This window comes from Nocardia sp. NPDC102475 (assembly GCF_055584605.1).
On the sequence record NZ_JBVJLS010000008.1, the window covers coordinates 118,089 to 141,287 of the forward strand.

Consider the following 23,199-nt stretch of genomic DNA (forward strand, 5'->3'; position numbering starts at 1 on the left):
TCGTCACTACCCGGATCGCCCGGGCGGAAGATCAGCTCGGGTCCTGGACGCCCATTAGCGCACCGAGGTCGACCACAACCGGGACGGCCCCGAATTCCGGCGCGGGCGCGCCGTCGTCCAGCACCACCGCGTGCAGATCCTCCAGCCCCGTCACCTCGACCGGCCCGAGTCCGGCCCGATCGATGAACAGGTGTGTAACCCATTCGTCGGCCAACAGTGCCGAAAGCGTTACGTTATCCAGGTCACCGGCGGTCACCACTACCGACGCGCCGTTCTCACCGGCCGCGACCACTTCCAATAGCGCCGCCGCCGAATCCGCGCGGCCATGCCGGAACAGCCGGGACTCGAAGGTGAGCTCGGTGCGCGCCCGCAGCCGCTTGGTCGCGACGGAAATATCGTTGTAGGACAACGTAACCGCGGCCACGAAGGCCGGATCCTCACCGCGCAGCGCCTGCGTCCGGTTGGCATAGGTCACCGGTCGCGGCGATTCGGCGGCGATCTCGGCCAGCACGTCCGGATCGTCGAGTGCCAGCCAGTCGACGCTGCTGTCGGCGGGCCATGCGCCGGTGGTAATTCCGACCTTCACCTGCAGGCCGACGGGCAGTGGTCCGTCGAGGGCGGTGACGGGGGTCAATGCGGCACCGGCTTTGAGCACGGCCCAGGTGGCGACCACCGCGTCCACCCCGCGATCCAGCCGGATCGCGACACCGGTGCGCGGACCGCAGCCGCGGCCGATCAGCACCCGAGCCAGTCGCGAGGACCGCGCGTCGAGATCCTGGAAGGACACCGCGTCCTCGCCGAAAACCACCGCGGGCCCGTCCGGATCTTCTTCCACCGCGGCGGCCAGCGCCTGGGTCAGGGCCGCACCGCTGGTGATCGGCACACCGTCGGCGGCAGGCGCCGGCACACTTTCCGGCGCGGCCAGAGTGCGATCGCGTTCGGCGGCATCGAGAATATCGATATCGCCCACGCTGACCTGCGGGTCCGCGACGACCGCAGTGCAGATCCGAGTCAGCCTGCGGCCGAATGCCTGCACCGTCGGCGCATCGAAAAGGTCTGTGGCGTAATTGAATACCGCGACCAGCTCGCCGGGCGCGCCGTCCGCGCCGTGCCGTGGCTCGACGGTCAGCTGCAGATCGAACTTCGCCGCGACCGCACCGGTATCCAGTGCCGCGACCGTCAGCCCCGGCAGTTCCAGCTTCGGCTGCTCGAGATTGTCGAAGGACAGCACCACCTGGAACAGCGGGTTGTGCGAGGTCGCGCGGTTCGGCAGCACCACCTCGACCACCCGCTCGAACGGGATATCGGCATTGCCGAAGGCCGAAAGGTCGGTCTCGCGAACAAGTTCGACCAGCGCGTCGAAGGTGGTCCCCGATTCGGTCCTGGTGCGCAGCGCCAAGGTATTGACGAACATGCCGACCAGATCGTCGAGCGCGCGCTCGCCGCGGCCCGCGATGGGGGTGCCGATCGTGATATCGGAACTGCCCGACAGCCGCGCAAGCAGCACCGCGAGCACCGCGTGCACGACCATGAATAACGACGAATTGTGTTCCCGGGCAATGCGAATCAGTCCGGCGTGCACCTCGGGCGAAAGCGTGAAGGCCGTCGAAGCGCCGCGCATGGACGGCACCGGGGGGCGCGGCCGGTCCAGCGGCAGCTCGATCGCACCGGATAGTCCGGCCAGTTGGTCGCGCCAGTAGGCCAATTGCTGTGCGGCGACGGAGTCCTCGTCGTCATCGGTGCCGATGACCTCGCGCTGCCAGATCGCGAAGTCGGCGTACTGCACTTCGAGCGGCGTCCAGGTCGGGACATCGCCCGCACAGCGCGCGGCGTAGGCGAGCATGAGGTCACGGGCGAGCGGGGCCATCGAGGCACCGTCGGCCGAAATATGGTGGACCACCATGGCGAGCAGATGACGGTCGGGGGTATCACCGCGCAGCAGCACACCGCGCACCGGAACCTCTCGGGTCACATCGAATCCGGTCGACATCAGCTCGGTGATGCGGACGATCGGGTCGGCGTTCGACTCGACCGCGAGCCCGCCCGGCCAGGCCTCGGCGACCGGCAGGATCTCCTGGTACGGCAGCCCGCCCGGACCCGTCGACGGGTAGCGGGTGCGCAGCGCCTCGTGCCGCTCGAGCACATCGGCGACCGCATCGCGCAGCGCCTGCACATCGAGCGCACCAGTCAGGCCGATGCCGAGCGGGATGTTGTAGGCCGCCGAGCGGGTATCGAACTGATTGAGCACCCACATGCGCTGCTGCGCCAGCGACAGCGGCACCCGCTCCGAGCGCACCGCCGCGACCAGCGGAGCGCGAGTTCCGGTCGAGGAACCGGGCACGATCCGTGCGGCCAGCGCCGAAACGGTCGATGCCTCGAAGAGTTCGCGCACCGAGACATTCGCGTCCAACGCCTCGTTGATCCGGCTGACCGCCCTGGTGGCCAGCAACGAGTTACCGCCGAGGCCGAAGAAATCGTCGTCCAAGCCGACATCGCGCACACCGAGTAGTCCGGCGAATACCTCCGCGACGGCCTGCTCGATGGGGGTCTGTGGGGCGCGGTAGGTGGCGCTGCTGACGAATTCCGGTGCGGGCAGCGCCTTTCGGTCCAACTTGCCGTTCGGAGTCAGCGGCAGCGCGTCCAGTACGACGATCGCGTCCGGAACCATATAGCTGGTAAGGAAATCGGCGACCGCAGTGCGCAGCTGCGCACCCACTACCTGCGAATCAGACTCGGCCACAACGTATCCGACCAGGCGGTCACCGGCATGCTCGTCGGAGCGCACCAGTACGACCGCCTGGCTGACCGCGCTCTGGGCAAGCAGCGCCGATTCGATCTCACCGAGTTCGATGCGGAAGCCACGCAGCTGCACCTGCTGGTCACTGCGCCCGGCGTATTCGAGATTCGCGTGGCCCGCGAAACCGGCCCAGCGACCGAGGTCGCCACTGCGGTACATGCGAGATCCCGGGGCCCCGAACGGATTCGCCACGAAACGCGTCGCGGCCAACCCGGGCCGACCGAGGTAGCCGCGGGACAATTGCCCACCGCTGACATAGATTTCGCCCGCCACCCCGACCGGAGCAGGATGCAGCCGGTCGTCGAGCACATAGCTCTCCAGACCGGGCAGCGCACGACCGATCGCGCTGGCCGGATTCTCGGCAAGCTGCTCATCCAATGCCAGGAACGACACGTGCACCGTGGTCTCGGTGATGCCGTACATATTGACCAGCCACGGCGCATCGAACGCGTGCCGCTCGTACCAGCGCCGCAGCTGACGCAGGTCCAGTGCCTCACCGCCGAATACGACATAGCGCAGCGCGAATTTGCCCTGGTCTCCGGCATGTGAGGCGCGATCGGCCTCGGCCAGCTGATGGAACGCCGACGGCGTCTGGTTCAGTACCGTGACCTGTTCGCGAATCAGCAAGTCGCGGAACTGTTCCGGCGAACGCGAGGTCAGGTAGTCGACGACGACCACGGTGCCGCCATTGGCCAGCGCGCACCACAGTTCCCACACCGAGAAGTCGAAGGCGTAGGAGTGGAACAGCGTCCACACATCGGTATCGTCGAATTCGAACATCAACTGGGTGTTGGCGAACAGTTCCACCACATTGCGGTGCGCGACGCCGACGCCCTTCGGGATGCCCGTGGAGCCCGAGGTGTAGATGACGTATGCCAGGTTGTCCGGACGCAACCGGGACGTGCGCTCGATATCGGTGATCGGCGATTCGCCGAAGCCCGCGGTCTCATCCAGCAGTACCAGCGGAGTGTCCGTCGCCGGAATTTCGCCCAGCAGATCGAATGTGGTCAGCACACAGGTCGGCTGCGCGTCGGTGAGCATGAACTCGAGCCGCTGCGCCGGGTAGGTGGTGTCGATCGGCAGATACGCCGCACCCGCGGTGAGCACGCCCAGCAGTGCGACGGGCAACTGCTCGGACCGCCCGATGGCAACGGCGACCAGTGCTTCCGGCCCCGCACCGCGCGCCATCAGCGCCCGTGCCACCTGGTTCGCGCGCCGCTGCAGTTCACCGAAACTCAGTGCGGTATCACCGAATCGGACCGCGATCGCATCCGGACGGCGGCGCGCCTGCGCCTGGATGAGATCGAGCAGCGTCACATCGGGCACCGTCGCCCCGGCCGAATTCCATTCGTGCAATACCAGATCGCGCTCACCGGGGGCGAGTAGATCGATATCGCCCAGCACCGCATGGGAATCGGCGGCCACCGCGGACAGCACCCGCAGGAAGCGGTCGGCGAAGTCCCGCACGGTGGCGGCGTCGAAGAGATCGGTGGCGTAGGTGAACGTCGCCGACATACCCCGCGCGCTGGCGTTTTCCGCCATCTCGAGCTGCAGATCGAACTTGGCCAGCGACACCCCGTGATCCACACCCGCGACCGTCAGGCCCGGTAGCTCCAGTTCGGTGCGCGCCAGATTCTGGAAGACCAGCATCACCTGGAACAGCGGATGCCGCGCGGCCGAACGCACCGGATCGAGCAGCTCGACCAGCCGCTCGAACGGCACGTCGGCGTGTCCGAAGGCCTCGATGTCGACCTTGCGCACCGTACGCAGCAGATCGTCGAAGGTCATGCCGGGATCGATCTCGGTCCGCAACACCAGGGTGTTGACGAACATGCCGATCAGATCGTCCAGCGCCGCCTCACCGCGACCGGCGACCGGGGTGCCGATCGCGATATCGCGGGTGCCCGACAGCCGGGCGAGCAGTACCGCGAGCGCGGCGTGCACGACCATGAACAACGTCGAATTGTGCTCGTGCGCAAGATCATTGAGTCGCGTGTGAATCGCGGCGTCGATGTCGAACGCGACGACGGCGCCGTCGTGGGATGACGTGGCAGGCCGCGGCCGATCCGCGGGCAGATCCAATTGATCCGGCAGCGCGGCCAATTCGTTGCGCCAGAATTCGATCTGCTGCGCGAAGACCGATTCAGGATCGTCCTCGCTGCCGAGGGTTGCGCGCTGCCAGATGGTGTAGTCGGCGTATTGCACGGTCAGCGGCGGCCATTCGGGCCGTCCACCGCGCAGGCGATCGGAGTACGCCGCCACCAGATCGCGGGCCAGCGGACCGAGCGAGAAACCGTCGCCCGCGATGTGGTGCACCACGCACACCAGCACGTACTCGGATTCGCCGAGCTGGAACAGCCGCAGCCGCACCGGCGGCGCGACCGTCACATCGAATCCGGCCAGCACCTCGGCACTGATCAGCTCCGGAAGTTCTTGTGCCGCAATGTCGGTGAGTGGAAGTTCCGGCACCGCGCGCACATCGGTTACGGGCAGGACGACCTGGAATCCCTCACCATCGATGTCCGGATAGATGGTGCGCAGCACCTCGTGCCGCGCGGTCAGATCGTGCGCCGCCGCACGCAGTGCCTCGACATCCAGTCGCCCGGACAGCCGCACCGTCAGCGGAATGTTATTGACCGCGCCGGCCGTATCGAAACGGTTCAGGAACCACATCCGCTGCTGCGCGTACGACAGCGGAATCCGATCGGGACGGGTCTGCGCGGTGAGCGCCCGGCCGTCGGCCGAACCCGCGTGCTGCTCGACACGTTCGGCCAGTACGGATACCGTCGAGGCCTCGAAGATCAGCTGCACCGGCACCCGGATACCGAGTGCGAAACCGATGCGCGCGGCGGCCTGGGTGGCCAGCAGCGAATTGCCGCCGAGTTCGAAGAAGTCGTCGTCGACGCCGACGCGTGCGTCCGTGCTGCCACCGTGCAGCACCGCCGCGAATACATCGGCGATGATCTCCTCGACCGGTGTCGCCGGGGCACGGAACTGACGTGCGGCGAAGACCGGTTCGGGCAGCGCCGCCCGGTCCAGCTTGCCGACCGGGGTCAGCGGGATATCGTCCAACACCATGATCGCGGCCGGAATCATGTAGTCCGGCAACGATTCTCCGATATGCGCCGCCAGCTCTCCGGTATCGAGAGTGGCACCGTCACGCGGCAGCACATACGCGACCAGCGCGGTGGTACCCGAGGGCAGCGTCTTGCCGAGCGTGGCCGCGAAGTCGACATCCGGATGTGCGGTGAGCGCGTTATCGATCTCGCCGAGTTCGATCCGCAGACCGCGGATCTTGACCTGGAAATCGGACCGTCCGAGGTACTCCAGTGCACCGGTTTCGGTGCGCCGCACCAGATCTCCGGTGCGGTAGAGGCGCGACCCCGAGCTATCGACCTCCGCGCCGAACGGGCTGGCCACGAAGCGTTCCGCGGTCAGCTCCGGTCGGCCGAGATAGCCCTGTGCGAGCACCGCACCCGAGACGTAGAGCTCACCGACGACCCCCGCGGGCACCGGCCGCAACCGCGCGTCGAGAATGAAGGCGCCGACGCCCGCGATGGCGGAGCCGATGGTGACGGGCTCACCGGACTGAAGCGCCTCGGTGCTGGTGACCATGACGGTCGCCTCGCTCGGCCCGTACGCATTGAATACCGAGCGGCCGCTATTCGCCCACCGCGCCACCAATTCCGCGGGGAGCCGATCACCACCGGCCACCACGACCTGCAGGTCATCGAGATCAGCGGTATCCAGCGATTCCAGCGCACCCGGGGTGATCAGCAGATGGGTGACCTGCTCGCGGCGCAGCAGATCCGCGAGTTCTATGCCGCCGAATACCGTCGGCGGAGCGATGACCAGCGTCGCGCCCACCGAGAAGGTGAACAGCGTCTCCATGATCGAGAAGTCGAAACTGGGCGAGCTGAGATGTGAGACGCAGGAATCCGCGTCGATCAGATAGTGCTCGCCGATCGCCGCCAACCCGGCCAGACCGGTGTGGGTGACCGCGACGCCCTTCGGCTTACCGGTGGAACCCGAGGTGTAGATGACATAGGCCGGATGGTTTTCGTTGACCGCCCGCACTCGATCGGCATAGGAGACGGGATGATCGGGCCGGGCGGCAATGCGCTCCGACAGCACCGGATCGTCCAATTCGATCCAATAGGCCGAGGTCCCGAGCTTGGCGCGATACGCCGAGGTGGTCAGGCCGTGTGCGGCACCCGAATCGGTCACGATGTGCTCGATCCGATCCGCCGGATAGTTCGGATCGACCGGTACATAGGCCGCACCGGTCTTCGCGATCGCCCACAGCGCGACGATCGATTCGACCGAACGGGTAATGCCCATCGCCACGAAATCGCCCGCGCCGATCCCGCGATTGATCAACTCGCGCGCGACCCGCGAGGAGGCGGCATCCAATTCACGGTAGGTGAGTTCACGCTGGTCAGCAGGGTTTCCGGTCGGGTTGAAGCGGAGTGCGACAGAGGTGGCGGCGGACTCCACCGCGGCAGTGAGCAGCTGGGCCAACAGCGGGCTTCCCGACCTGCGGCGGCGACTACCTCGGGCGGAACGACGAGCAGTTTCCATTCGGGTGTAATCACCTCTCGGGTCGAGCTAAGACCTGCCCCCGACCCCGCAAAAGGGCATCGTTGCGCCGGGGGCCAAACCAGTCCGAGTCATCATATAAGCGTTGAACATGCACTGATACGCCTCTGCCTCAGACGGCGCAGACGCGACAGTTATGTATCGGTCTCAGACGGTAGATGTTGCGACGCCCCCCACCGCAGTGAACTACGTCACATAGCAGATGTGCATCTCCGGCCCGGATTCTCCATCGAAGAACCCCACCCTCACCTCACTCGTCGAGCCACCGCTCGATCTGGTCGAGGTCCTCGGCCCAATAGGTGGTCGCGCCGTCTTCGGCGTCGAGAAGCATCCAGTCGTAGGCACCCCGGAAGCACGTTCGAGGCGATAGCCCGCAGTCCGGCTCGTGCGGAGAGTTGCCGAATCCGCACCGCCGTGGGTTCGGTCGCTATCGGCCGAAGCCGCCTGTCGCCTACTAAACGAACCGCCCTCGTGAATTTCTCCGCGGCGGAGTGAGTACCTCGAAGTCGCTGCCGCACAGTACTGGGGGCCGCTAAGTGCCCCGAAGTCGCCTGGCTCGAAGCCGGTCACGTCGAAGTCCGCGACTCCAAAACCCAACCGACCCCGCACTGATCTTCACCCCCCAACGAATGGGCCACCTTCACCACTGACATGCAGACTGGCAAGTTCAACCAGCCCTCACAGCCGTCACCACTCCCCGAACTCAGCGCCGCGCACAAACCCCGTCCCCCGCGCGGCAACTGAGCCGATCAATCCATCTCCGGATCACGACCGAACTGCCAAACCACCGCAGAACCATTCTGCGCCCCTTCGACATCGGTCAGACAACCCACACTGCAGCACCGGTTCCGACCATATGCCAACCTGGACCACCGCCCACCATGTATCCCTGCAGGCAAACACCGAGACCGCCCCTCCACCAATACATTCTCGACCGCTCGCGTAACGCATCCCCGCCACCAATACATTCTCGAGCCCTCGTCTTCCACAAAGTCGCTCGAGAACGCAACCACAGCCAGTCGACCACGCTGGAAGCCGCCAGGCCTGCCCACCTGACTGCGGAAGGTAAGCCGGGTACGGCACCCGACGCACCCAGCACTGCAACGGCAAAACCACTGAATGCCAAACCATCCAGGTCTAGCAACCCCGGAAAGTCGTTGCAGAACAACAGGGCCCACCGCAGCCCAACCAACCCGAACGCAACCCACCCACCCCTCTCGTTCCAGCCCACGCACCCCTCGCTACAGCCACATGCCCACCTGGACACCCGATCACGTGGAAACTAGGGCGGCATCGGCCGAGAAGCCTCCGCCACCAGTGCCACCTGATCTTGACCGGTGCGCACACCCATTGAGCGTGCGCCCCGAAGATCAATCCGCGCTATGGCTTTCGTGCCAAACCGAGGTCAGCACCTTGCCGATTTCCGCGAGTCCGTCGGCGGCGGTCATGCGCCAGTGGGTGGTCGGCACGGCGCGGTTGTCCACGGCACCGTCGACAACCTCGGCCCAGATCGACGCGCCGATCGAACCGGTGGGATCGTCGAGCGCCGCGGTGAAGTAGATGACGTCCCCGTGGAATCGAACGGGCTCATACGCATTGCGCAATACGACCGAATGTACGGCCGTGTCCAGCACCCGGGTGAACCGGTCGGAACCGAAGGAGGCGAACGGCTCTGGGAGATCGACCAGCCGCTCGGCGAGTTGTCCCCAGTCCACGTCGATGTCGAATCCCAGGTCACCCGCCTGTTCGCCGAGCAGGCCGCCGATGAGCTCGGCCACCGGCACGGGTGAGCCCGCACCTTGTGCGCGTTCGTCGGGCGGATCAGCCATATAGCTGTCCATCACCGCGAGCGTCGCCACTCGCTGTCCGGCCCGCTGCAACTGCACCGCGATCTCGTGGGCGAAGACACCGCCCATCGACCAGCCGATCAGGTGATACGGCCCCTTCGGCTGGACCGAGCGGATCGCATCGACATAGATCGCGGCCCACTCCTCGATCGTGTCCGGCAGCACCGCCGGTGCGGCGAGTGTCGGCGCTTGGATGCCGTAGATCGGCCGGTCGGAATCGAGGTAGGCGGCCAGACCAGCGAACGACCACGCGATACCGGAGACCGGGTGAATGCAGAACAAGGGTTCGGCGGTACCCGTCCCACGCAGCGGCAGCACCACATCGAAGGCCACCTCACCGTCGACCTGCCCACCCGCCCGGCGGGCCAACTCGGCCAGGAAGTCCGACGGTGTCGGCGCGGTGAATACCCGCATCACCGGAATCTTCTCGCCGAGAAGCGAACTCAGCCGCGCGGTCAGCTTCGTGGCGATCAGCGAATTGCCGCCGCGCTCGAAGAAGTTGTCGTCCATACCGAATCGGTCGAGGTCGAGCACCTCCGCGAAGGCGGCGGCGACGGTTTCCTCGATCGGTGTGGCCGGTGCGCGGTACTGCCGTGCCTCGAATGCGGGTTCGGGCAGCGCGCGCCGGTCCAACTTGCCGTTCGGCGTCAGCGGCATGACATCGAGCACCACGATGGCAGCGGGAACCATATAGCCGGTGAGGAATTCGGCCACCTGGACGCGCAATTCATCCGGATCGATGCGGGCACCGGCCGCAGGCACTACATATCCGACGAGCTGATCACCGAGACGTTCGGTCGAGCGGATCAGCACCACCGCCTGGCTCACGCCGGGACAGCGCAGCAGCGCGGATTCGATCTCGCCGAGTTCGATCCGGAAGCCGCGCAACTGAACTTGCTGATCACTGCGCCCGGCGTAGGCAAGCCCGGTCTTACCCCAGTGTCCGAGGTCGCCGGTGCGGTACATGCGAGATCCCGGTGCTCCGAAGGGATTCGCGACGAAACGGACCGCGGCCAGCCCCGGCTTGCCGAGGTATCCCCGGGATAGCTGGGCTCCGGCGATATAGATCTCACCCGGAGTTCCAACCGGCACCGGGTGCAGCCGCTCGTCGAGCACATAGCCGTCCAAGCCGGGCAGCGCGCGCCCGATCAGGCTGTCCGGACTGTCCGCGATCTGCTTGTCCAGCGCCAGGAATGACACGTGCACCGTCGTTTCGGTGATGCCATACATATTGACCAGGCGCGGCGCATCCGCGTCATGACGCTCATACCAGCGCCGCAACTGACGCAGATCCAATGCCTCGCCACCGAATACGACGTGTCGCAGCGCGAAGTCGCTATCGCTCGCCGCCCGATCGGCCTCGATGAGCTGATAGAAGGCCGACGGCGTCTGGTTCAGCACCGTCACCTGCTCGCGAATCAGCAACTCACGGAACAGCTCCGGTGCCCGCGAGGTCGCATAGTCGACCACGACCACCGAGCCGCCGGTGGCCAGCGCGCACCACAGCTCCCACACCGAGAAGTCGAACGCGAAGGAGTGGAACAGCGTCCACACATCGGTCTCGTCGAACCCGAACAGCGGCTGGGTATTCGCGCACAGCTCGACCACATTGCGATGCGCGACACCAACGCCCTTCGGCACACCCGTCGAACCCGAGGTGTAGATGACATAGGCGAGATGATCCGCGAGCAGCGGTGCGATGCGATCGGCATCGCTGACCGGACGATCGTCGAATTCCGCTGTCTCTTCGAGCAATATCACCGGCAGCTCGCCGACCGGAACTTCGGCCCGCTGTTCCGCAGTGGTGAGCACACAGACCGGAACCGCATCCGACAGCACGAAGGCCAGCCGCTGCGCCGGATAGGTGATATCGATCGGCAGATACGCCGCGCCCGCGGTGAGCACACCGAGCAATGCGACCGGCAACTCTTCGGTGCGCGGAACCGCAACGGCCACCAGCGATTCCGGTCCGGCACCGGCGCCAATGAGCGCCCTCGCCACCCGGTTCGCCCGCCGCCGCAGTTCAGCGAAACTCAGTGCCGTATCACCGAAACGGACCGCCACCGCATCGGGCCTGCGCCGAGCCTGATCAGCGATCAGTTCGGGCAGTGTCGCGGCGGGCACCCACGCACCACGCGAATTCCATTCGTGTAGCACCCTGGTGCGTTCGTTCGGCCCGAGCAGCTCGATATCGCCGACGGTCACCGCGGCATCGGCGACGACCACGGTGAGGATGCGAGCAAACCGATCGGCGAAGCCCTGTGCGGTCGCGGCATCGAACAGGTCCGTCGCATAGGCGAATTCCGCAAGCACACCCTGAGTTTCACCGCGTGGGCCGATCCGCTCGTTCAGCGATAGCCGCAGGTCAACGGTGAGCGGATCCGCCGCGGCGGTGTTGCCCATCGCGACTTGGAACAGCGGATGTCTGCCGGTCACCTGGACAGGATCGAGTATCTCGACGAGTTGTGCGAACGGCACATCGGCGTACGCGAATGCGGCGGCGTCGACCGAGCCGACTTCGGCCAGCAGTTCATCGAAGGTCGCGCTCGGGTCGTATTCGGTGCGCAGCACCACAGTGTTGCCGAAGGTTGTCCCCGAGGCTGGAGTACCGGCGGCGGCCGGACCGACCGCGACGACTAGTTCATCGAGGGTCGCACTCGGATTGCTGTCGAAGGTCGTGCCCGCGGCCGGGATACCGGCAGCGTCGGCAGGACCGACCGCGACGCCCAGTTCATCGAAGGTTGTCCCCGATGCCGGTGCACCGATGGCGATATCGCTCGTCCCGGACAACCGCGCCAACAACACCGCGAAAGCCGCATGCGCCACCACGAATACCGAGGTATTCCTGGACTCGGCAAGCCGACGCAATTCGTGGTGCAGGTGCACGCCGATTTGCAGCGCGACCTGCCCACCGATATATGAGGGCACGGTCGAACGCGGACGATCCATCGGCAGCGTCAACTCATCCGGCAGGCCTGCCAGCGTGGTGCGCCAGTATCGAACCTGACTGAGTACATCGGGACCCACACCGTCACGCACGCCTGCAACCGAATCCGCGGTGACGAATTCGCCGAGCACCGCGCGCAACCGCTGGGTCAGCGCCAGCGCCGCCGAATCCGCGACGGCATCGCCGCGATACAGCACCTCCACTCGCAACTCAGCGCCCAGTTCGGCCCGGACGGTAACCGGATAGTGGGTGTAGTCGACCGAACTCACACCGCTGACCACCAGCCCATCGACGGCATTGCCCGCCTGCCGCAGGCCATCGGCGTCGATCGGATACGACTCGTAGGCCACCAGCGTGTCGAACAACTCACTGCCGCCCGCAATCGCTTGAACATCGGCCAGCCCGAGATAGTGATGCTCCAGCAGCGCCGCCTGCTCGCCTTGCAGCTCGGTGAGCAGCTGCGAAACCGTTGTCTGTGAATCGAATCGGACGCGCACCGGGATGGTGTTCACGAACAGTCCGACCATCGCGTCGACGCCGTCGAGCTGCGGCGGACGTCCCGAAACAGTGACGCCGAAGACGACATCGTCACGATCGGTGATACCGGCGACGACCACACCCCACGCCGCCTGCAGCACCGTATTGACGGTGACCTCGTTCGCCGCGGCGAAGGACGTCAGCGCGGCCGTCTCGGTCGCCGACAGTTCGAATGCAGATCTACCGAATCCATTGTCCGGCAACGCTGGTCGTACCAGCGCGGGCGCGAGCAGCGTCGGCGCGACCTTGGTCAGCGCGGACTCCCACGCGCGCAATGTGGCTTCGCGGTCCTGACGCGACAGCCACGCCAGATAGTCGCGGTACGGCCGCAACCCGGGCAGCAGCGCGGTATCGCTCCTGGTCGCGTAGAGGATCAGCAGATCCTTCATCAGCAGCGGCATCGACCACCCGTCGAGCAGGATGTGATGCGCTGTCAGCACGAGGTGGGTGTGCCCGGATACGGTGCGGTACACCGTGAAGCGCAGCAGCGGTGCCAGCGCGGAATCGAATCCGGTGCGCTGGTCGGCGACGAGCAGATCGGGCAGGTCGGCGTCGGGCACCTCGGTGACCACGCGCCACGGCACCCGGACACCGTCGGCAATGAGCTGCACCGGTTTGCCGTTCGCGCTGAATGTGAAGGCGCTGCGAAGATTGGCGTGCCGGTCCAGCACCGCCTGTGCGGCGCGGCGCAGACGCTCGAGTTCGAATTCGCCCGAGAGTTCGACCGCCACCTGAATGACGTAGGGGTCCACCGACTCCGCCAGCATTTCCATCAGGAACAGCAGGCCGGTTTGCAGCGGCGACAGCGGCAGAACGTCGACCAGACCCGGGTAGTTCGCCCGCCAGGTGTCGAGTTCGTGCTGAGTGGTCGATACGAGCGGCACATCCGACGGTGTGAGACCACCGGCGTACGGGTCGGCTACGTGCCTGGCTACTGCCGTGAGCGCGGTCAGCCAGTCATCCGCCAGTTCCTGTACCGCCGCCGCGTCGAGGATTTCACCGGCGTACTTGAACACCACATCCATCCGCGGTCCGGCATCGGTATCGACGACGATCGCATTGATATCGACCACCGCCGACGCGGGCAGCGCCGGATCCTGGCCGTCGTCGAGGTCACCCAGATCGCCGGACGGCAACCATCCCGGATCGGTCAGCCCCGCCGATTCGCCAGTGGACACCCGGCCCAGGTAGTTGAAGCCGATCTGCCCGATATCACCGGCCAGCGCACCGGCGGTACCCGAATTCAGTTGGCGCAGTAGCCCGAAGCCGATGCCGCGATCCGGAACCGCGAGCAATTGCTCCTTCACCGATCGCAGCACCGCCGCGGTCTCCTCGGCAACGTCGCTCAGATCGAGCGCCACCGGGTAGACGCTGGTGAACCAGCCGATCGTCCGGGTCAGATCGGCACCGGGCACGGTCGCTTCCTCACGGCCGTGACCCTCGAGTCGAATCCTGGTGATCGTGGCGTCGATCCCGCGACGCGCCCGCCAGGTCCGCACCGCCATGGCCAGCGCGGCGAGCAGACCGTCGTTGACACCGCCCCGGTACAGCGCTGGCACCGTGGTCAGCACCGCATCGGCGACATCGACCGGCACCTCGACCGTCAACTGCCGCACCGTCGCATGGGTATCGACCGCGGGATCGAGCGCACGCGAACCGAGCAAGGGATCCGGCGTTGCCAGCACAGTGCGCCAGTAGTCGAGTTCGGCCATCCGCGACGGCGAGCCCGCCACCTCCACCAGACCGTGCGCCCAACGCCGGAACGATGTTCCGACCGGCGGCAACGCAACGGCCATCCCGGCGGAACGCTGCGCCCATGCGGTGATGAGGTCCGGGATCAGAATCCGCCACGAAACGCCGTCGATCACATAGTGATGCGCCGCGACGACCAGCAGATCGCGTGCATTCGACCTGCGTAGCCAACTGAACGCGACCATCCGACCCGTAGCCGGATCCAGTGCCGACAGCGCGGAAGCCATGGCGGCGTTGCCGATTCGGTTGAGCTCGGCCTCGTCGGGCACGTCCACTTCGGACAGCAGCGTCGACGCGTCGAGGGTGCCCGGCGCGGCCACCTGCTGCCACCACCGGCCGTCGACCTGCCATACCCGAGCGCGCAACATGTCGTGGTGGTCGAGTACGGCCGTGAGCGTGGCGGCCAGTCCGGTGCGATCGATGCCCTCCGGCAGCGCGAGCACCAGCGTCTGCGCGAATCGGCCGTACGAACCGTTGTCGAGGAAGCCCGCGAGCACCGGCGTGAGCGGGATATCGCCGACACCACCACCGGGCAGCTCCGCCAGCACGACCGGCGCGGAATCCGTGCCGAGCACCGCGACCCTCGCCAATCCGGCGACGGTTTTCTGCTCGAAGACATCGCGCGGGGTGAAGCCGATTCCGACCGCCTTGGCCCGCGAAACCAACTGGATCGAGACGATACTGTCGCCGCCGATGGCGAAGAACGAGTCATCGGCTCCGACCAGCCGCACGCCGAGAACCTGCGCGAACAGTTCGGCGATCCGCGATTCCAGCGGACCGGACGGCGCCCGCGACACCGCGGCGGTGAACTGCGGCTCGGGCAGCGCGTTGCGGTCGAGCTTGCCATTGGTGGTCAGCGGCACCTCGTCGAGAACGACGATGGCCGAGGGCACCATATGCGAAGGCAGTACCCGCGCCGCGAATTCCGTGAGCCGGTCCGCGTCGACAACGCGGTCCGCCACCCGACGCACATATGACACCAGTACTGTTGCGCCAGCAGCGGTTTCGTGGCCGAGGGTGACCGCGAATTCGACATCCTCGTGACCGCCGAGCACCGCATCGATCTCACCCAGTTCGACACGGAAGCCGCGAACCTTCACCTGGAAGTCGCTACGCCCCACATAATCCAGCTCCCATGCGCCTGCCGGAGTCGCATACCAGCGGACCAGGTCGCCGGTGCGGTACATCCGGGCGCCCGGCTCACCCCACGGGTTGGCGATGAAACGTTCCGCGGACAGCCCGGCTCGGTTGCGGTAACCGCGGGCCAGCGCGCCGCCCGCCAGATACAGCTCACCCGTCACCCCCGGCGGTACCGGATTCAGCCGCCCGTCCAGCACCAGTGCGGACATGCCGCGCACGGGCGTGCCGATCGTAATGTGCTGTTCCGCAGTCAATTCCGCATAGGACGAGATAATCGTGGTCTCGGTCGGGCCGTAGCCGTTGTAGTACCTGCGACCGGGCTGCCACTTGGCCAGCAGTTCCGGCGTGGTGACATCGCCACCGACGGAGAGCATCTCGAGGTCGTCGAGGCCGGTTGGGTCCACCGTGCCGAGGACCGCCGGGGTGATGATCGCGTGCGTCACCCGCTCCGCGCGCAGCAGCTCACCGAGTTCGGGCCCGCCCGGCACGGTGGACGGCACGATCACCAGTGTCGCGCCGACCGAGAAGGCGCACAGCCATTCCAGTACCGACGGGTCGAAGCTCGGCGCGCAGATATGCAGGAAGCGACGTGTCGGCTCCAGCCGGTACAGCTCGATCGCGTGCGCGAGCAGGCCGCCGAGTCCGGCGTGGGTCACCGTGACGCCCTTGGGCATACCGGTCGAGCCCGAGGTGTAGATGACGTAGGCCGGGTGGTGCAGACGCAGGGCAACGATCCGGTCGGCATCGGTGATCGGTGCGGCGGATCGGTTGGCGCACAATGCTTCCGTCGTGGACTCGTCGAGCGCGAGCCACTGCACGTCATCGGGGAGGTCGCCGAGGTACTCGGTGGCGGTCAGTCCGACGACCGCGGCCGAGTCGGTCAGCAGATACCGGATCCGTTCCATCGGATGGTTCGGATCGATCGGCACATGTGCGCCACCGGCCTTCGCGACGGCCAGGACCGCCGCGACCATCACGTAGGAGCGCGGCAAGGCCAGCGCGACAAGACTTTCCGGGCCGACACCGCGCTCGATCAGAACCCTGGCCAACCGCGACGAGTACCGGTCGAGTTCGCGGTAGCTGATCGACCGGCCCGCATACCGGACCGCGACACGGTCCGCACCGTGGCGCAGTCCGCGCAACAGCAGATCGGGCAGCAGCCCACCCGCCATCACATGATCCGGCTGCACCCGGGTCAGGAATTCGACCTCGGATTCGGCCAGCAGCGGCAGATCACCCACCGGAGTTTCCGCATTCGTGACGATCGCGGCGAGCAGTCGCACGAATCGATCCGCGAAGACGCGCACCGTCGCATCGTCGAAAAGGTCGCGCGCATAGGTGAACGCGGCGAACATGCCCGAACCGGACTCGCGAATCGCCAGCGACAGATCGAATTTCTCGGTGACGAGATCGAAATCCACCGGGGCGACCTGCAACCCGGGCAGCTCGAACGAGTTGTCCGGCAGGTTCTCGAACGACAGCGCCACCTGGAACAGCGGATGCCGCGCCGTCGACCGTTCCGGTTCGAGCAGATCCACCAAACGCTCGAACGGAATGTCCGCATGTGCGAAGGCCTGTAGGTCCACATCCTTGGCTTGGGCCAGCAGCTCGGCGAAGGTGCTGCCGCCCGATACCTCGGTGCGCAGCACCAGCGTATTGACGAACATCCCGATGACATCGTCGAGTTCGGCCTCACCACGTCCGGCGACCGGCGTTCCGATGGCGATATCGTCGGTGCCCGACAGGCGCGCCAGTAGTACCGCCAGCGCGGCGTGAACCACCATGAACAGGGTCGCATTGTGCTCGCGAGCCAATCGCAGCAACGCGGCGTGCAACTGCGCATCGATCGGGATATCGCACCGGCCGCCGACGAACGACGGGACGGCGGGCCGAATCCGATCCGACGGCAGGTTCAGCTCATCCGGCAGCTCGGCCAGTGCCTGTCGCCAATACGACACCTGCTGTCCGGCAAGCGAATCCGGATCGGATTCCGAGCCTAGTACGGCCCGCTGCCACAGTGCGAAGTCGGCGTACTGCACCGGCAATGGCGTCCACGTGGGCGCGGATCCGCCGGTGCGCGCGACGTAGGCCAGCATCAGGTCACGGGTCAGCGGCCCCATGGACCAGCCATCGGCGCTGATGTGATGGGCCACGAGCACCAGCACGTAGTCGCCGTCGCAACGCAGCAATTCGGCACGCACCGGCACTTCGGCGGTCACGTCGAACCCGGCACCGACCAGCTCGACGATTCGATCCCGCAGCTCATCAACAGTGATATCGACGACCGTCAGATCCGGAATCGCCTGGTCCACAGGCAGAATCACCTGATACGCGATACCGTCGCGAGACGGATACACGGTGCGCAGCACCTCGTGCCTGGCCACCACGTCGGCGACCGCCAAGCGCAGCGCATCGATATCCAGTGCACCGGACAGTCGCACCGCGACCGGCACGTTGTACGCGGCGGAAGCGGTATCGAACTGGTTCAGGAACCACATTCGCTGCTGTGCCAGCGACAATGGCACCCGATCCGGCCGCGTACCCGCCGCCAATGCGAGGCGCCGACCGGAGCCGACCCCATGCTCCACCCGGACCGCCAGTGCCGCGACGGTGGTCGCCTCGAACAACACCCGCACCGGCACCTGCGTATCCAGCGCAGCGCCCAGGCGCGCCGCCACCTGGGTTGCGATCAGCGAATTGCCGCCGAGCGCGAAGAAGTCATCATCGATACCGACCCGATCCACCCCGAGTACATCCGCGAACACCCCGGCGACGATCTCCTCGATCGGCGTCGACGGCGCACGGAAGACCTGGGTCTCGAACTCCGGCGCGGGCAATGCCTTTCGATCCAGCTTGCCGTTGACGTTGCGTGGCAGCGCAGCCAGAACCACGTAAGCGGCAGGCACCATATAGGACGGCAGCACGCGGGACAACGCCGACTTGACCTGTGCCACATCAATATCGACGCCCACCAGATACGCGACGAGCCGATCACCGGTCCGCTGGTCGGCATCCGCGATCACCGCTGCCTGCGCGACCTCCGGCAGCGCGACCAATGCCGCCTCGATCTCCCCCAGCTCGATCCGGAAACCACGGATCTTCACCTGGAAGTCGGTTCGACCGCGATACTCCAACTCACCGTACGCATTCCAGGCCACCAGGTCGCCCGTGCGGTACATGCGCGCACCCGACTCGAATGGATTCGCCACGAACCGCTCCGCGGTCAGATCGACCCGACCGAAGTAGCCACGCGCCAATTGGCCACCGGCCAAATACAACTCACCGGAAACACCCACCGGCACCGGACGCAACCGCGAATCCAGCACGTAGACACGGCTGTTCCACTCCGGCGCACCGATCGACACCGACGCCGCATCCGCATCGGTCACCCGATGGCTGGTGACCGACACCGCCGCCTCGGTCGGGCCGTACAGGTTGAACAGTTCCTTCTGCGGATAGGTGTCCCGGAACCGCTGTGCCAGCTCTGCGGGCAATGCCTCACCGATGACCAGTACCCGCCGCAAGGTGAACGGCAGCCGACCGGTCAACAGCGCGTCCAGCATCGACGGCACCACATGCAGGGTGGTCACCGACTCGCGCGCCATCAGATCGTTCAGATAATCCGGATCGCGATGCCCGTCCGGGTGGGCCAGCACCAATCGCCCGCCGAATACCGCCGCCGACCAGAACTCCCACACCGACAGATCGAAGGTCGCGGCCGTCTTCAACAGCACCGCATCGCCGGGTCCGAGCACGAATTCGCTGGTCTTCCACAGCAATTGGTTGACGATCGCGGCATGCGACATCGCGACCCCCTTCGGCCGCCCCGTCGAACCCGACGTGAAGATCACGTACGCGGTATTCGCCGCGCGCAGCGGCCTTACCCGCTCACCATCGGTGATCGGTGTCTCGGCAAGCCAACCGAGGTCGAGCCGGTCCAGTCGCACGACCGGTGCCAGCTCGGTATCGAAACCCGCTGCGGCATTGGTCAATACGCAGACCGGTGCCGCGGTGCCCAGAATGTAGTCGGTCCGCGCGGCGGCCTGATCCGGATCCACCGGCACATATGCGGCACCGGCCTTGGCCACCGCGTACATCGCGACAACCAGATCCACCGACCGGCGGAAGGCGAGCACCACCCGCGACTCCGGACCCACTCCTCGAGAAATCAGATGCCGTGCAAGACGGTTCACCCGTGCATCCAGCTCGGCATAGGTGACCGGTTCGCCGTCCGCGCCCATCAGCGCCACCCCGCCCGGTGTGGCGGCCACAGTCGCATCCAGGAGCGACACCAGCGTCGCCGACGCATCCACCGCATGGTCGGTCGCATTGCGACCGGACACCAGCTCGGTCCGTTCCGCAGCGTCGAGCAGTTCCAGCTCACCGACTACGGTGCGCGGTGCCGCGGCGATCTCTTCGAGCAAGCGCGCGAACCGAGCTACGAAGCTTTGAACCGTGCGCTCGTCGAACAAATCGCGCGCATAGGTGACGGCACCGCTGATACCCGCGGGCCGGCCCGTCTCGTCGTAGTGATCGCCGATGATCCAGTGCAGATCGAACTGCGACACCGCGGCATCGAAGTCCACCGCGGCGACGGTCAGTCCCGGCAGCTCCAGACTCGTCGCGGCAAGATTCTGGAACGACAACCCCACCTGGAACAGCGGATGCCGCGCGGTCGAGCGGACCGGATTCAGCACCTCGACGAGTCGTTCGAACGGCACATCGGCATTGGCGAAGGCCCCGAGATCCGTCTCGCGCTGCCGCGCGAGCAGTTCGGTGAACGGCGCGGATTCATCGACCCGCGTCCGGAACACCAGGGTATTGACGAACATGCCGATCAGCTCGTCCAGCGCCGCCTCACCGCGACCGGCCATCGGCGTACCGACGGCAATGTCATCGGTACCCGACAACCGGGCCAGCAGTACCGCCAATGCCGCGTGCACGACCATGAACAGCGTCGCGCCCTCGCCGCGCGCCAATTCGACCAGCGCACGATGGGTTTCGGCATCGATATGCACCGGAACTTTGCCACCCGCGAAGGACTGCACCGGAGGCCGCGGCCGATCCGTCGGCAGATCCAGCTGATCGGGCAGTTCCGCGAGCGCGTCCCGCCAGTAGGCAATCTGTCCGGCCGCCAAAGACTCCGGATCGTCCTCACGACCCAGCAGCTCACGCTGCCAGATACTGTAATCCGCGTATTGCACCGGCAGCGGTGTCCAGCCGGGCGTGGAACCGGCCGAGCGTGCGGCATAGGCGGTCATCAGGTCGCTCGTCAGCGGTCCCATCGAGGTGCCGTCACCGGCGATATGGTGCACCACCAGCGCCAATACGAATTCGGCCGGCACGTCCTCGACCTCGAACAAGCCGACCCGCAGCGGCACCTCGGCGGTCACATCGAAGGTCGTCGAAAGCAACTCGCGCACGGCGGATTCGAGCTGCTCGGCGGCAACCGTCTGGACCGTCAGCTCGGGAAGCGATTGGTCCGTGGGCAAAATCAGCTGCACCGGCCCGGCATCGGTGTTCGGATATATCGTCCGCAGGACCTCATGTCGCGCAACCAGATCCGCGACCGCCGCCCGCAGCGCGGTCACATCCAGCGGACCGCTCAATCGCACCGCGATCGGGATGTTGTACGCCGCCGATCCGGAATCGAACCGATTCAGGAACCACATCCGCTGCTGCGCCAGCGACAGCGGAATCGCCTCCGGACGCGGACCGGCAACCAATGCCTTGCGGTCACCCGCCCCGGCGTGTTCCGCCACCGCGGCGGCCAGTCCAACCACGGTCGGCGTCTCGAAAAGCAGACGCACCGGAATCCTGGCGTCCAGCGCGGCACCGAGGCGCGCCATCAGCTGGGTGCCGATCAGCGAGTTGCCACCCAGTTCGAAGAAGTCGTCATCGGCACCGACCGGCACGTCGAGCGCAAGAACGTCGGCGAAGAGTTCGGCGACTACCGGCTCGACCGCACCCGACGGCGCTCGGAAGGTCTTGGTGCGCAACTGCGGTGCGGGCAGCGCCCGGCGATCCAGCTTGCCGACCGGGGTCAGCGGGATCTCATCGAGCTCCATAATGACGCTCGGCACCATATGGGCTGGCAGTTTGCTTGCGGCCAACTCGGTCAGTTCCGTCGTATCGACGGCAACACCATCGACCGCATGCACATACGACACCAGAATCGTCGCGCCGCTGTCCTGTTCGTGACCGATGGTGACCACGAAATCGACGCCGTCGTGCGCGGCGAGCACCGCATCGATCTCACCGAGTTCGATGCGGAAACCACGGATCTTCACCTGGAAATCATTGCGCCCCAGATACTCCAGCTCCCGCTCCGCCGTCCAGCGCACCAGATCACCGGTGCGGTAGAGCCGTGCACCCGGCTCACCGAACGGGTCGGCTACGAACCGAGCGGCGGTCAGTCCCGGTCGTTCGTGATAGCCGCGGGCCACCTGCGCACCAGAAATATAGAGTTCGCCGACGACCCGGCCCGGCACCGGCGCGAGCTCCTCGTCCAGCACATATTCGGTGATCCCGCGGATCGGCCCACCGATGGTCACCGGTTCGCCCGGCACCAGCGGTGCGCTGATATTCGTCATGATCGTGGTCTCGGTCGGGCCGTATCCATTGAAGAATTCCCGGGTGCGGCCGTCCGCGATCGGTACTACCCAGCGCTGCACCAACTCCGGTGGACAGGCCTCACCACCCGCGACCACGACGCGCAATTCGTCCAGTCCCTCGGCGGGCAGCGAGGCGAGCGCGGCAGGGGTGATGAAGGCGTGCGTCACCCGCTCCCGGCGCAGCAGTGCGGCCAGTTCCGCGCCGCCGTATACCGTCGGTGCGGCGACGACCATGGTCGCGCCCCGGCTCAACGCGAGCAGCAACTCCAATACCGATGCGTCGAAGGAGGGCGATGCGAAATGCAGTGTGCGCGAATCGGCGGTCAGCGTATAGCGTTCGCGCTGCTCATCACAGAAATTCGACAGCCCGGCCTGGGTGACGACCACGCCCTTGGGTGTTCCGGTCGATCCGGAGGTGTAGATGACATAGGCCGGATGTTCGGCACGCAATTGCCGGATCCGATCCGTGTAAGTGATCGGTTCCGCAGAATATGCCGCGATGTCCACAGTATCGATGGCGAGCCATTCCGGGCCGTCGGGCAGATCCATCGCAGCGACGGTGAGGCCAACTGCCGCACCGGAATCCGACAGCATGTGTGCGACGCGATCAGCCGGATAGTTCGGGTCGATGGGCACGAATCCGGCTCCGGCTTTGGCGATCGCCCACACCGCGACAATCGATTCCACCGACCGCGGGATACCGATCGCGACCAAATCCTCCGGGCCGATACCGCGCTCGATCAGCAAGCGCGCCAAACGATTCGACCGATCATCGAGTTCGGCATAACTCAACTGCGCCAACGTCGCCGTGGCATCGGCGAAGACGACCGCGGCTCCGCCCGGATTGGCTTCGACGGCGGTGGTGAGCAATTGCGGCAGGGTCTTGATCCGCGGGCGTCGAGTCCGGTTGGGCCGCTCGCGATTCGGCCGCGTCATGCGCCGAACCCCTGTCGCGCACCGCGCGCG

2 protein-coding genes are annotated in these 23,199 nt (G+C 66.2%); both read right to left on the reverse strand.

Annotation, left to right across the window (positions count from 1 at the left end; all coding sequences use genetic code 11):
* Positions 1-31: 31 nt before the first annotated feature.
* A complete protein-coding gene (locus ACZ60G_RS16675; protein WP_465810983.1) occupies positions 32-7,378 on the reverse strand; it encodes an amino acid adenylation domain-containing protein in 7,347 nt (2,448 codons plus the stop codon).
* A gap of 1,388 nt (positions 7,379-8,766) precedes the next feature.
* Positions 8,767-23,169 (reverse strand): non-ribosomal peptide synthetase, encoded by a 14,403-nt coding sequence (locus tag ACZ60G_RS16680; protein WP_465810984.1) that lies wholly within the window; start codon positions 23,167-23,169, stop codon positions 8,767-8,769.
* Positions 23,170-23,199: the final 30 nt, after the last annotated feature.